Source organism: Vibrio sp. 10N.222.52.C12 (assembly GCF_041474215.1).
In the GTDB taxonomy this organism is placed as follows: Bacteria; Pseudomonadota; Gammaproteobacteria; order Enterobacterales; family Vibrionaceae; genus Vibrio; species Vibrio crassostreae_C.
Window position 1 is genome coordinate 25,054 of sequence record NZ_JBFRTR010000017.1, and the last position, 12,721, is coordinate 37,774.

The 12,721-nt window shown below is 45.8% G+C and carries 15 protein-coding genes; 12 read left to right on the plus strand and 3 right to left on the minus strand.

From position 1 onward, the window contains the following. Positions 1 to 19 precede the first annotated feature (19 nt). From kdsD to mgtE, 11 genes are all read left to right on the plus strand, one after another. Entirely contained in the window at positions 20 to 991 is a 972-nt protein-coding gene (kdsD, locus tag AB4623_RS03660) for an arabinose-5-phosphate isomerase KdsD (protein ID WP_017058917.1), read from the plus strand. Then, positions 991 to 1,548, plus strand: coding sequence for a 3-deoxy-manno-octulosonate-8-phosphatase KdsC (gene kdsC, locus AB4623_RS03665; RefSeq protein WP_017058916.1), 558 nt, complete (start codon positions 991 to 993; stop codon positions 1,546 to 1,548). Before kdsD ends, kdsC begins: the two co-directional genes overlap by 1 nt. Then, entirely contained in the window at positions 1,545 to 2,108 is a 564-nt protein-coding gene (gene lptC, locus AB4623_RS03670) for an LPS export ABC transporter periplasmic protein LptC (protein ID WP_004735306.1), read from the plus strand. Before kdsC ends, lptC begins: the two co-directional genes overlap by 4 nt. Then, positions 2,089 to 2,583, plus strand: a complete 495-nt coding sequence (gene lptA, locus AB4623_RS03675) for a lipopolysaccharide transport periplasmic protein LptA (RefSeq protein ID WP_017058914.1) — start codon at positions 2,089 to 2,091, stop codon at positions 2,581 to 2,583. The genes lptC and lptA overlap by 20 nt, the downstream gene beginning before the upstream one ends. Positions 2,584 to 2,585: 2 nt before the next feature. Continuing rightward, positions 2,586 to 3,311, plus strand: coding sequence for an LPS export ABC transporter ATP-binding protein (lptB, locus tag AB4623_RS03680; protein WP_004735304.1), 726 nt, complete (start codon positions 2,586 to 2,588; stop codon positions 3,309 to 3,311). 54 nt (positions 3,312 to 3,365) lie between these two features. Continuing rightward, the gene (locus AB4623_RS03685) at positions 3,366 to 4,826 is read left to right on the plus strand and encodes an RNA polymerase factor sigma-54 (RefSeq protein ID WP_017058913.1); all 1,461 of its coding nucleotides are present in this window, start codon (positions 3,366 to 3,368) and stop codon (positions 4,824 to 4,826) included. Positions 4,827 to 4,888: 62 nt separating this feature from the next. Beyond that, on the plus strand, positions 4,889 to 5,176 hold the full coding sequence (hpf, locus tag AB4623_RS03690; protein ID WP_009847742.1) for a ribosome hibernation promoting factor: 288 nt from the start codon (positions 4,889 to 4,891) through the stop codon (positions 5,174 to 5,176). Position 5,177: 1 nt separating this feature from the next. Then, positions 5,178 to 5,639, plus strand: a complete 462-nt coding sequence (gene ptsN / locus AB4623_RS03695; protein ID WP_004738707.1) for a PTS IIA-like nitrogen regulatory protein PtsN — start codon at positions 5,178 to 5,180, stop codon at positions 5,637 to 5,639. Between the two features lies 1 nt (position 5,640). Continuing rightward, entirely contained in the window at positions 5,641 to 6,510 is an 870-nt protein-coding gene (gene rapZ / locus AB4623_RS03700) for an RNase adapter RapZ (protein WP_017063735.1), read from the plus strand. 2 nt (positions 6,511 to 6,512) lie between these two features. After that, complete coding sequence (locus AB4623_RS03705) at positions 6,513 to 6,788, plus strand: HPr family phosphocarrier protein (RefSeq protein ID WP_017066670.1); 276 nt, start codon at positions 6,513 to 6,515, stop codon at positions 6,786 to 6,788. Between the two features lie 148 nt (positions 6,789 to 6,936). After that, complete coding sequence (gene mgtE, locus AB4623_RS03710) at positions 6,937 to 8,292, plus strand: magnesium transporter (protein ID WP_017058911.1); 1,356 nt, start codon at positions 6,937 to 6,939, stop codon at positions 8,290 to 8,292. A gap of 96 nt (positions 8,293 to 8,388) precedes the next feature. Here mgtE and pmbA read toward each other — a convergent pair whose 3' ends face one another. Continuing rightward, a complete protein-coding gene (gene pmbA / locus AB4623_RS03715) occupies positions 8,389 to 9,732 on the minus strand; it encodes a metalloprotease PmbA (protein ID WP_371706358.1) in 1,344 nt (447 codons plus the stop codon). Positions 9,733 to 9,850: 118 nt separating this feature from the next. Between pmbA and yjgA the strand changes: the two genes are divergently transcribed. Then, entirely contained in the window at positions 9,851 to 10,375 is a 525-nt protein-coding gene (gene yjgA / locus AB4623_RS03720) for a ribosome biogenesis factor YjgA (protein WP_017058909.1), read from the plus strand. Positions 10,376 to 10,483: 108 nt separating this feature from the next. Here yjgA and thiQ read toward each other — a convergent pair whose 3' ends face one another. Continuing rightward, entirely contained in the window at positions 10,484 to 11,188 is a 705-nt protein-coding gene (thiQ, locus tag AB4623_RS03725; protein ID WP_372145774.1) for a thiamine ABC transporter ATP-binding protein, read from the minus strand. Beyond that, positions 11,188 to 12,721: thiamine/thiamine pyrophosphate ABC transporter permease ThiP (gene thiP, locus AB4623_RS03730; RefSeq protein ID WP_372145775.1), on the minus strand; the 1,534-nt coding region annotated here is incomplete at its 5' end. The genes thiP and thiQ, both read right to left, overlap by 1 nt.

Sequence of the window (12,721 nt, forward strand, 5' to 3'; positions counted from 1 at the left end):
CCCGTACTTGGAGTATTTGATGTCTCAGCCATTTGATTACCGCAGCGTTGCAAAACAAGTTTTGGAAACCGAAGTTGCAGGTCTCACTCAATTAGACCAATATTTTAATGATGATTTTTGTAAAGCTTGCGACCTTATCCTGAACAACAAAGGCAAAGTCGTTGTGATGGGCATGGGTAAATCAGGCCACATTGGCAACAAAATCGCAGCAACATTGGCAAGTACCGGGACATCGGCTTTCTTTGTTCACCCAGGCGAAGCGGCGCATGGCGACTTAGGCATGATCGAACCTGGTGATATTGTGATTGCAATATCCAACTCCGGCGAATCGGGAGAAATCCTCAGCCTATTTCCTGTGTTAAAGCGTCTGAGCATCAAGATCATCAGCATGACAGGCAAGCCAGCATCAAACATGGCAACCCTGTCTGATATCCATTTACAAATTTCAGTACCGGAAGAAGCTTGTCCGCTGGGCTTAGCACCAACAACAAGCACCACGGCGACTTTGGTCATGGGTGATGCATTAGCCGTTGCACTTTTGCAGGCTCGAGGCTTCACCGCTCAAGACTTTGCCCTGTCTCATCCTGGTGGCGCTTTAGGTCGTCAGCTGCTGTTGAAGCTCGACGACATCATGCACACAGGCGATTCACTTCCTGTTGTAGCACCCGACGCACTAGTAAGAGACGCTCTACTAGAGATATCTCAGAAAGGCTTAGGCATGACAGCAATCGTTGGTGAAGATGGCCAAATGGCCGGTATTTTTACCGATGGTGATTTACGCCGTATCTTAGACAAACGCGTTGATATCCATAACACGCAGATCGGTGATGTGATGACGCTAAACCCGACGGTAGCCGAGCCAAACATGCTCGCGGTTGAGGGCTTAAACTTGATGCAAGCGAAGAGCATCAATGGCCTGATGTTATGCCAAGAAGGTAAATTAGTCGGAGCGTTAAACATGCATGACTTACTGAAAGCAGGAGTAATGTAATGACACAGACAGTCGAAACTCTATACGGCACTGTTAATTCAGATGTATTTGCAATTGCAAAAGAGATCAAACTGCTGATTTGCGATGTCGATGGTGTCTTCTCTGATGGTCGCATCTACATGGGCAACAACGGTGAAGAGCTGAAAACCTTCCACACTCGTGACGGTTACGGTATCAAATCACTGATGAACGCAGGCATTGAAATCGCGATCATCACGGGTCGCAAATCTCAAATTGTTGAGAATCGTATGACCGCTCTAGGCATTAAGCTGATTTATCAAGGTCAAGACGATAAAGTTAAGGCATACCAAGATATTTGCGATAAGCTTTCTGTAAACCCTGAAAATACAGGTTACATCGGAGACGATCTGATTGACTGGCCTGTAATGGAAAAAGTTGGCTTGAAGGTCTGTGTGGCAGATGGGCACCCGCTACTTGCAAAGCGTGCAAACTACGTGACAACCATTAACGGTGGTCATGGCGCGGTACGTGAAGTCTGTGACCTTATTTTACAAGCAAGAAATGAACTCGACGTGCATAAAGGTTTAAGCATATGAGTTTTACTCGTATTATCTATTTAATACTCATATTTATTGCCTCTTGGTCGACCTATTACTTGTACGACAAAGAGCAAACATCAACGATACAAGTGGCTCCAAATTTGGAGCTGCCCGCGTTTAGTGGCAAAAGCCTGAACAACATTAGCTACGACGAAAGCGGTATTCGCAGCTATCAGGTTGAATCGACGTATTTAGAACACTACTCAGTAGTTGGCGATACGCACTTTCAAAACCCAGTTCTTTCGGTATTCCGTGAAGGGCACACGATTGAATGGCAAGTCACCGCTGATCGCGCGATTATGGATGAGAATCAAGTTGTCACGTTTTATGACAACGTCGTGGCAAAGAACCTGTTGCCAGAAGCCAGCTTCGATACAATGACCACAGATAAAATGGTTGTTGAGCTGCCTAGCCGAGATTTTTATTCAGAGACTCCGGTCCATATGATCGGTACATTTTTTGAAACTGAGGGACAAGCAATGAAAGGTAACTTCGGTACCAACAATGCAACCCTCTTTAATTCTGTTCAAGGTAGATATGAAACTCTTACACCTTAGTTTATTCGCTTTGACCCTTGCGGCACCTAATGTCTATGCTCTGTCTTCGGATAGTGAGCAACCTGTCTACATTGACTCAGACAGCCAGCAATTGGATATGAAAAGTAACCAAGTGACTTTCCTTGGTGATGTGAACCTTAAACAAGGCAGCATCAATATCAATGCCGATAAGGTTATTGTTACTCGTAACGCCGTAAACGGTGAGATTGAAGAAATTCAAGGCTTCGGTAAGCCAGCAACCTTCTCTCAGCTTACTGACGACGGTAAGACACTCTACGGTGAAGCTGACGACCTGCACTACCAGCTTGTTGCCGACCGACTGATCATGACTAAGAATGCGATGTTATCTCAAGATGGCAGCATCATTCGTGGTTCTAAGATCACTTACCAGATCGGTTCTCAGAAATTAGTCGCTGACAGTGGTGAAAACAAACGAGTGTCAACGGTTTTACAACCAACGGAAGTGAATAAGTAACGATGGCTGTTCTTAAAGCAAAAAACCTAGCGAAAACCTACAGTAAACGTAAGGTTGTTACCGATGTAAGCTTACAGGTAGAGTCAGGCCAGATCGTCGGTCTGCTTGGGCCTAACGGTGCAGGTAAAACCACATCTTTCTATATGATTGTTGGTTTGGTGGCGCGTGATGAAGGTACCATCAGCATTGATGACCGAGACATCAGTATCTTACCAATGCACAGCCGCTCTCGTCTTGGTATCGGTTACCTGCCTCAAGAAGCATCGATTTTCCGTAAGTTGTCCGTAGAGAACAACATCATGGCGGTTTTACAAACCCGTGATGAAATGACCAACGAACAACGCCAAGATAAGCTGGAAGACCTGCTAGAAGAGTTCCACATCCAACATATCCGCACCAGCAATGGTATGGCTCTGTCGGGTGGTGAGCGTCGTCGTGTAGAGATTGCTCGTGCACTAGCAGCAAACCCGCAGTTCATTCTATTGGATGAACCATTCGCCGGTGTTGACCCGATCTCAGTAATCGATATCAAAAAAATCATTGTTCACCTGCGTGATCGCGGCTTGGGCGTTTTGATTACCGACCACAACGTTCGTGAAACATTAGACGTGTGTGAAAAAGCTTACATCGTAAGCCAAGGACACCTGATCGCTGAGGGTACTCCTGAAGATGTTCTCAATAACGAACAAGTTAAACAAGTTTATCTAGGCGAACAATTCCGTCTATGATTATATAGAGAGTATCGAGAGTTCTAAGAATAATAACTAGGTAAGTCACACTGAATGAAACCCTCATTACAACTTAAGCTAGGCCAACAGTTAGCAATGACTCCTCAATTGCAGCAAGCGATTCGTTTGTTGCAATTGTCTACTTTAGATTTGCAGCAAGAGATTCAAGAAGCACTTGAATCTAACCCACTACTCGATGTCGAAGAAGGCAATGAAGATACGCCAACATCGGAAGAAAAACCTAGCAGTGACGAAAAAGAAACTGTTGAAGCCACAGAGCAAGACTTACCTGATAGCTCAGACTTAATCGAAAAATCAGAGATTGGCAACGAACTAGAAATCGACACAACTTGGGAAGACGTCTACAGCGCGAACACCGGTAACACGGGTATTGCGATTGATGACGACATGCCGGTTTATCAAGGCGAAACCACTCAAAGCCTGCACGATTACCTACTTTGGCAACTCGACTTAACGCCATTCACTGACACCGACCGAAGCATCGCTTTTGCATTAATCGATGCCATCGACGACTACGGCTACCTCACTGTAACTTGTGAAGACATCCTTGAAAACTTCGACAATGAAGAGATCGAGCTTGATGAAATTGAAGCGGTACGTAAACGAATTCAGCAGTTTGATCCGCTAGGTGTCGGTTCAGTCAACCTGCAAGATTGCTTGTTACTGCAACTGGCAACCTTTCCCCAAGATACGCCTTGGCTTAACGAAGCTAAGTTAGTACTTACTAGCCATATCGACCAACTCGGCAATCGCGATTACAAACTGGTTATCAAAGAGACCAAGTTGAAAGAAGCAGAACTACGTGAAGTTTTGCAACTGATTCAACAGCTGGACCCTCGTCCTGGCAGTAAGATTACTCCGGATGAAACTGAGTATGTGGTTCCAGATGTATCTGTCTTCAAAGACCTTGGCAAATGGTTAGTGACCATTAACCCTGATAGCGTGCCTAAGTTGAAAGTGAATCAGCAGTACGCTGATCTGGGCAGTAAAGGCAACAGCGCCGACAATCAATACATCCGCTCAAATTTGCAAGAAGCAAAGTGGTTAATTAAAAGCCTAGAGAGCCGAAATGAGACGCTACTCAAAGTTGCGCGATGCATTGTTGAACATCAGCGTGATTTCTTCGAACATGGCGAAGAAGCGATGAAGCCAATGGTTCTTAATGATGTTGCGTTAGCTGTTGATATGCACGAATCCACGATCTCTCGTGTGACGACTCAAAAATTCATGCATACGCCACGTGGCATCTTCGAGCTCAAATACTTTTTCTCAAGCCATGTCAGCACTGACAATGGCGGTGAATGTTCATCTACAGCAATTCGCGCACTCATCAAGAAGCTTGTCGCAGCGGAAAATACCGCGAAGCCTCTAAGTGATAGTAAGATTGCTGCTTTACTGGCTGACCAAGGAATTCAGGTAGCTAGACGTACCATAGCGAAATACCGTGAGTCTCTGGGCATTGCCCCATCGAGTCAGCGTAAACGCCTGCTATAAGCTCATTTAGTCGCTAGTTACTTAGCAACTATGATCAGGCAACCAACTGAAAAGGAAAGTCTATGCAAATCAATATTCAAGGCCATCACGTTGATCTTACCGATTCAATGCAAGACTATGTTCACACCAAATTCGACAAACTTGAGCGCTTCTTTGATCATATCAATAGCGTTCAGGTTGTTTTAAAAGTTGAGAAAATCAATCAAATCGCAGAAGCTACCCTGCATATAAATCAGGGGGAAATCCATGCGACAGCAACAGATGAAAGCATGTATGCCGCGATTGATTCATTGGTTGATAAACTCGTCCGCCAACTCAACAAGCACAAAGAAAAGCTAAGTAGTCACTAACATGCAATTAAGCGAAGTACTTTCATTGGACTGCACCAAAAGTGCAGTCCAATGCACAAGCAAAAAAAGGGCCCTTGAGCTCATCAGCCAGATAGCAGCTGAGAGCTGCGGTCAAGATTCAACAGAGCTATTTGAGTGTATGTTGAGCCGTGAGAAGATGGGCAGTACCGGTATTGGTAATGGTATCGCGATTCCCCATGCTCGTATGAATGTCAGTGATAAAGCGATAGCTGTATTACTGCAATGCCAAGATCCTATCGAATTTGATGCGATTGATAATCGTCCTGTCGACCTACTATTTGCCCTGCTTGTTCCTAGCGAACAATGCAAAGAGCATCTAAAAACCCTTTCTTGTATGGCAGAACGACTAAACGACAAGCAGACTCTTAAACAGCTGCGTAATGCTCAGAGCGATCAAGAGCTTTACGACATCATGATTCAAGTGCCAACTTGCGAGCAATAACATGCGATTAATCGTGGTTAGTGGCCAATCAGGGGCCGGTAAAAGTGTTGCGTTACGAGTCCTAGAAGACTTGGGGTATTACTGTGTCGATAATCTACCAGTAAACCTGCTCAACAACTTTGTCGAATCGGTACGCGAAAGCAACCAAAACGTTGCGGTAAGTATTGATATACGTAACCTACCGAAAGAGCCTCAGTTAGTCACCGACACGCTCGAGCAACTCGAGTCAGCTACAAACATCGATGTTGATGTATTGTTCCTCGATGCCAGCAAGCAGACACTCCTTAAGCGCTACAGCGAAACCCGCAGAATCCACCCTTTATCAATTGGCCAAGAAAAGCTCTCTCTTGAGCAAGCGATTGATTTAGAGAAGACACTTCTGACACCTCTCGCAGAGCACGCCAGCATTGTGATCGACAGCAGTGACTGCAACCTCTACGAATTGAGTGAAAAGGTTCGATTTAAAGTTGAAGGCAAAGAGAAGCAAGAGCTGATCATCGTCTTTCAATCTTTCGGTTTTAAGTATGGCTTGCCAAGTGATGCCGACTACGTGTTTGATGTTCGCTTCTTACCAAACCCTCACTGGGAACCTGCACTACGACCACTAACCGGGCTAGATGCACCAATTCACTCCTTTCTAGAAGAACACTCAGAAGTTCTGGAACTCAAGCAACAGATCCAAGGCTTTGTTGAACAGTGGTTACCAATGTTAGAGAAGAACAATCGCAGTTACCTAACGGTCGCGATTGGCTGTACTGGCGGCAAACACCGCTCGGTTTATCTAACCCAGAAAATTGGTGAGTACTTTGAGCAACTTGGCCATCAAGTTCAAATCAGACACGCCTCCCTAGAGAAGCACCAACAGGGCTAACCATGGAATTAACTCGAACTGTACTGATCCAAAATCGCTTGGGTCTTCACGCTAGAGCAGCCGTAAAGTTGGTTGAGCTTGCACAAAGCTTTGATGCAACCATCACTATCCATAGCGAAGAAGATAAAACAGCAACAGCAGACAGCGTAATGGGGTTACTTATGCTGGAATCAGCGCAAGGGCAACATATTACGATTCAAGCTGCAGGTACCGATTCACAGCAAGCACTGGATGCCGTCTGTCATCTCATTGAAGACAAGTTTGATGAGGGTGAGTAGCGAAAACGCTTCACTCACAACGCCTAAGACTCAAACAACGAACCAACCAATATTAAATCTTAGTTCTATCTAAGTTTATGATTTAAATAAGCCCCAGAATTAAGTTACTATTCCAACCATTGTTAGAATAATGAGATAGGAGGAAAATATGGCAGAGCAATTAGAATTCGACCAAGCTCACCAAACCCTCCAAGAAGTCAGCGAAGCCCTAGAAAACGGCCGATTTGTTCACGTACGCCGACAACTTCAGGACATGGAGCCTGAAGATATTGCACACCTTTTAGAAGCCTCCCCTCGCAAAAGTCGTGACGTACTCTGGCAACTCACCGATCCTGAAGACTACGGTGAAATTCTTGATGAACTAAACGAAGACGTCAAAGATGCTCTTGTGTCGAAAATGGCACCTGAGACCTTGGCAGAAGCAACCGAAGGTATGGAAACCGATGACGTCGCGTACGTACTTCGAAGCCTACCCGACGATGTTTCTCGCGAAGTCCTTTCTCAAATGGACTCCGTCGATCGTGCATTAGTTGAAACTGCCCTGTCGTACCCTGAAGATTCAGCGGGTGCGATCATGAACACCGACGTAATCACGATTCGTGGTGATGTCGATGTTGACGTTGTATTGCGCTACATGCGTATGCGTGGCGAACTGCCGGATGCAACTGATGCTCTGTATGTTATTGATGAAGAAGAACGTCTTATCGGTAACCTATCACTTACCACGCTAGTAACGACTCAACCTGATGTCCCTGTTTCAGAAGTGATGGATGATGCCGACGAAGCGATCGCGGTAGAAACCAGTGCGTCAGATATCGCGAGCCTGTTTGAACGTCGTAACTGGGTTTCTGCGCCTGTCATCGATAGTAACCAGCACCTTGTTGGTCGTATCACCATCGATGACGTGGTTGATGTTATCCGTGAAGATGCCGAACACTCAATGATGAGTATGGCGGGTATGGACGATGACGAAGATACCTTCGCACCGGTCGTAAAATCTGCTCGTCGTCGTAGTGTGTGGCTTGGTGCTAACGTACTCGCAGCACTGGCGGCAGCATCTGTATCAAACATGTTTGAAGCAACGCTCGATCAAATGGCAGCGATTGCGGTTCTGATGACTATCGTGCCTTCGATGGGGGGTGTTGCGGGTAACCAAACCGTTGCTCTGGTGATTCGTGGTTTGGCACTCGGTCATATCGGTGACAGTAACAAACGCGAACTACTACTCAAAGAGGCGGCCATCGGCTTCCTAAACGGCGTTCTATGGGCCGTTATCATTGGTGGTATCGTGGTGGCTTGGAAAGGTAACTGGATACTGGGAGGCATCATCTCAGCGGCGATGATGACCAACTTGATTGTCGCAGGTATTGCTGGTGTAACTATCCCAGTGATGTTGAAGAAGATGAATATCGATCCAGCCCTTGCTGGCGGTATGGCACTGACCACAGTAACCGATGTTATTGGCCTATCGGTGTTCCTAGGCTTAGCGACCATACTGATCTAGTTAGCATAAGCAGTTAGCCAATTTTTGGCGAAATACAGAAAACAAAAAGGGAGCCACGGCTCCCTTTTTTAATTCATCAGATTCGCTTTAATTGAATTACTCACCCGCGACTTTCATCGACTCAAGCAGGATAGAACCCGTTTGAATTTGCGAACGTGTTTCTACGTCGTTACCCACAGCAACAATCTGAGTAAACATGTCTTTTAGGTTACCTGCGATTGTTACTTCTGATACTGGGTATTGGATCTCTCCGTTTTCAACCCAGAAACCTGCAGCGCCACGTGAATAATCACCCGTTACGGTGTTTACGCCTTGGCCCATCACTTCAGTGACTAGGAAGCCAGTACCCAACTCTTTTAGCATCTGCTCAAAGTTTTGACCGGTCGATTTAACGAACCAGTTATGAATACCACCAGCATGACCGGTTGGCGTCATATCCATCTTACGTGCGGCATAGCTCGTTAGTAGGTAAGTTGCTAGCACACCGTCAGTGATGATTTCACGATCTTGAGTGAACACACCTTCGCTATCGAATGGGCTTGAAGCCAAACCACGCAAGATATGTGGTCGCTCAGAAATGTTAAACCAGTCAGGTAGGATTTTCTGACCGAGATGATCCAATAGGAATGACGACTTGCGGTAAAGGTTACCGCCACTGATCGCCATAACAAGGTGACCAATCAAGCCAGTTGCCACATCATTAGCGAACATAATTGGGTACTGGCCTGTTGGTAGCTTTTTCGCATCCAAACGGCTAATGGTCTTTTCTGCAGCTTCTTGACCCACACGCTCAGGCGTCCACAGCTCGTCACGGTGACGTGCAACGGTGTAGCTGTAGTCACGCTCCATTTCACCGTTAGCGCCTTGCCCAATCACGCAGCAGCTCGTGCTATGGCGACTTGAAGCGTAGCTTGCTAGTAAGCCATGGCTGTTACCATAAACCTTAACGCCATAGTGGCTATCGTAGCTTGCGCCATCACTCTGTTTGATCTTGTCGCTATAAGCTAACGCTTGCCTCTCAGCAGCAATCGCAATCTCAGCGGCATAGTCAGGGTTTGGTTCATCAGGGTGAAAAAGATCCAAGTCTGGAATTTCTTTTACCATGTATTCTTTTGCTGCAGGACCTGCAAATGGGTCTTCAGACGTGTACTGAGCGATATCAAGCGCAGCCGCGACTGTTTGAGCAATAGCCTTTTCACTCAGATCAGATGTAGATGCGCTGCCTTTTTTCTGGCCGCGATAAACAGTAATACCTAGCGCACCATCACTATTAAATTCAACGTTTTCCACTTCACACATACGTGTTGAAACACTTAAACCCGTTGACTTAGTAATAGCGACCTCAGCTGCGTCTGCACTCACTGATGCCATATCCAACGCTTTAGCTACTGCGGCTTCTAGCTCAACTCTTTGCTGGGCGACTTGCTGTTTTACATCCATATCTATTCTAATTTTTTAGGTCAATATTACGTAGGATAACAAGAATTTCGCTTTCTCCCCAAGATTCTTGCTAAAATAGGCAATATATTCGTTTGAGATAGTGACATAGGCAGAAAAGATGGCTCGCAAAAACCAAAAAGCCCCATGGGAACCAGAAGAAGAAATCATCTGGGTAAGTAAGACAGAAATGAAAACCGACATGGATGCCCTGCAAAAGCTGGGAGAAGAGCTTGTTGGTCTAAAGCCTTCTGTATTAGACAAATTTCCGCTGTCTGAAGATTTGGCACAAGCGATTAAAGATGCACAACGCTTTAAAAATGAAGCGAAGCGTCGTCAACTTCAATACATTGGTAAAGTAATGCGCAATGTCGATCCTGAGCCAATTCAAGCGGCTTTGGATAAAGTACGTAACAAACACTCACAAGCAACAGCTGAGCTACACAAGCTTGAGCAACTGCGTGATCGTGTTGTTGCTGAAGGTGATGCGGCTATTTCAGAAGTAATGGAAATGTACCCTGAAGCAGACCGTCAGCGTCTTCGTCAGCTAGCTCGCCAAGCTAACAAAGAGAAATCAGCGAACAAGCCTGCAAAGTCTTCTCGTGAGATCTTCCAAATCTTAAAAGAGCTAAAGCTAGAAGACTAATCGTTATCTCGCTTTACTCATAGAGTGAATAAAAGACCTAGCGCATGCTAGGTCTTTTTGTTTTCTACGTACTCAATATCAGAGAGATTAAACAAAAGTGATGAGTCGTCACTCACCCGCTTTAACAAATGAGCTTAATTCTACCTGTGGATGATCCGCCGTCAGTGCCTCTATCGAGTCTTCAACCAACACCTTACCTAGCGCCACAAACACAAACTTATTCGCGATACTGCGTGCGTCACCTAAATGGTGAGTCACCATCAAGACCGTAATATTTCGCTCTGCCGCTAATCGCTTCACTAAGCTAAGCATCTCTTCACGCAGCAAAGGGTCAAGCGCAGAGAAAGGTTCATCAAGCAGCCAAATGTCATGTGGCTGAACAAAACAACGCGCTAACGCGACACGCTGGCGTTGACCACCGGATAAGTGCTCAGGCAACCTATCCAAATACTCAGCGACGCCAACTTGCGCTGCGGCTTGCTCCACAGCTTGCTTTTGGGTTGCAGTAAGCTTTAATCCCGGGTGCAGACCTAAACCAATATTTTCACGTACCGTGAGATGGGCAAACAAGTTGTGCTCTTGAAACAACATCGCCAACGGGCGTTGGTGTGCCTCTTTACCAATAAGCGACTGCCCAGCTACTGAAATCTCACCCGATGTAGGCTCGATAAACCCCGCAATTAGCGCCAACAGGGTAGATTTACCAGCGCCACTCGGCCCCATAAGCGCAACAATATCGCCCTGCTCAGCTTGAAAATCAAAGCTAAACAACTCTCTGTGATAGTGGTAATCCACATCTTTCATCACTAACATCATCGGTTCCTTAATTCTTTAGCATCGAGCTTAGATCTTCGAGTAAATAAGAATTCTATTAAGCTAAAGCTGCCGACACTCAATAACAGTAAGCTCACAGAAACCACCGCCGCAGCTTCCATTTGATAACTGCCTAACAATTGGAATAGGTACAAAGGCAGAGTTCTAAAATCTTGGCTACCAAACAAAGCAATCGCGCTTAAGTCACCCATCGCCAACATAAAGCTAATCGAGAAGGCTTGCGCCATCGGCTTACGCAGTGCTCGCCACTCCACTAACCTAAAACGCGTGAAACCTGTCATTCCCAAGCTTGCACACACATACTGATACTGCTGAGACAAATGCAGCATAGGTTGAGCTAGGGTTTTAATTACGTAAGGCAGCGCCATTAAGCTGTTGACGGCAATCACGATAAAGAAAGCTAAACTAAAGACATCGGTGAATGAACGCAGTAATAAGAAGATCCCCGTACTGATCACCAGCCCCGGAGTCACTAAGATAATAGTGCCAATCAGCTCGATTTTATCGGCTCGAAAATTCTTGTTCTGTAAACGCCATGCTCGGCTAGTCAGTAGTATGGCGGTACCAATACCAACTGCGATAACACTTGCTAATGACGCGACTTTAACCGAGGTCATTAACGCCGCCCAAAACGGCTCGCTGCTGAGTACGGTTAATGCCTGCGAGTTAATTCCACTGACGATAACCATAGCTAATGGCGGCAATACCAGCATTGAGACTATGATGATCCAAAAGCTATCCCAAGCTTTTGACCACCAGCTGTCCTTAACCAAATATTTCTCTTCAGACAACTGACTGGCCGTCACTGAAATAGGCTTCGATAGGCGTTGAATGCTCACCGCTAGCACACCACACAGCAGCATTTGCCATATCGCGAGCAAGGCACCAGCTTGAAGGTCAAAGTCAAATTTAATCGCCTGATAAATAGCGAGCTCGATAGTAGTTGATTTGGGTCCACCGCCTAACGCCATCACGGTAGCAAAGCTGGTAAAACACAACATGAAGACTAAGCCACACACATGTGGCAATTGCTGTCTTAAGCGAGGCCATTCAACCCATCTGAATTTGTTCCAATGACTCATACCCAAGTGAGCACAAAGCTTGTGTTGCTCGGCAGGCACGGTATCTAACGCTTGCAGAAGTAAGCGACTGGCATAAGGCAAGTTGAAGAAAACGTGCGCCAGCAAAATACCATTCAATCCGTATATGGAAAATGGCAATTCAATATCGAAGTTCGCCAAAAACTTAGCTAACCAACCACTATTGCCATAGATCGCAAGTAAGCCAAATACACCCACTAACACTGGCAGGACTAAGGTCGACGCGAACAGCCTTAACAACAAAGCGCGTCCAAAAAATTGTCTACGACACAGCGCATGAGCAATAGGTATAGCAAAGCCAACACTCAGCACCGTTGAGAGTGTCGCCTGATAAAAACTGAATTTCGTTACATGCCAATAGTAGGGATCGGACCATACTTGGCTGATATCAAGAGAAGGGGCATTGCTAAGC

Bases quoted from the DNA above. Each gene is read 5' to 3' on its own strand.
- kdsD (WP_017058917.1), top strand. From the start codon at position 20: ATGTCTCAGCCATTTGATTACCGCAGCGTTGCAAAACAAGTTTTGGAA.
- kdsC (WP_017058916.1), top strand. From the start codon at position 991: ATGACACAGACAGTCGAAACTCTATACGGCACTGTTAATTCAGATGTA.
- lptC (WP_004735306.1), top strand. From the start codon at position 1,545: ATGAGTTTTACTCGTATTATCTATTTAATACTCATATTTATTGCCTCT.
- lptA (WP_017058914.1), top strand. From the start codon at position 2,089: ATGAAACTCTTACACCTTAGTTTATTCGCTTTGACCCTTGCGGCACCT.
- lptB (WP_004735304.1), top strand. From the start codon at position 2,586: ATGGCTGTTCTTAAAGCAAAAAACCTAGCGAAAACCTACAGTAAACGT.
- AB4623_RS03685 (WP_017058913.1), top strand. From the start codon at position 3,366: ATGAAACCCTCATTACAACTTAAGCTAGGCCAACAGTTAGCAATGACT.
- hpf (WP_009847742.1), top strand. From the start codon at position 4,889: ATGCAAATCAATATTCAAGGCCATCACGTTGATCTTACCGATTCAATG.
- ptsN (WP_004738707.1), top strand. From the start codon at position 5,178: ATGCAATTAAGCGAAGTACTTTCATTGGACTGCACCAAAAGTGCAGTC.
- rapZ (WP_017063735.1), top strand. From the start codon at position 5,641: ATGCGATTAATCGTGGTTAGTGGCCAATCAGGGGCCGGTAAAAGTGTT.
- AB4623_RS03705 (WP_017066670.1), top strand. From the start codon at position 6,513: ATGGAATTAACTCGAACTGTACTGATCCAAAATCGCTTGGGTCTTCAC.
- mgtE (WP_017058911.1), top strand. From the start codon at position 6,937: ATGGCAGAGCAATTAGAATTCGACCAAGCTCACCAAACCCTCCAAGAA.
- pmbA (WP_371706358.1), bottom strand. From the start codon at position 9,732: ATGGATGTAAAACAGCAAGTCGCCCAGCAAAGAGTTGAGCTAGAAGCC.
- yjgA (WP_017058909.1), top strand. From the start codon at position 9,851: ATGGCTCGCAAAAACCAAAAAGCCCCATGGGAACCAGAAGAAGAAATC.
- thiQ (WP_372145774.1), bottom strand. From the start codon at position 11,188: ATGTTAGTGATGAAAGATGTGGATTACCACTATCACAGAGAGTTGTTT.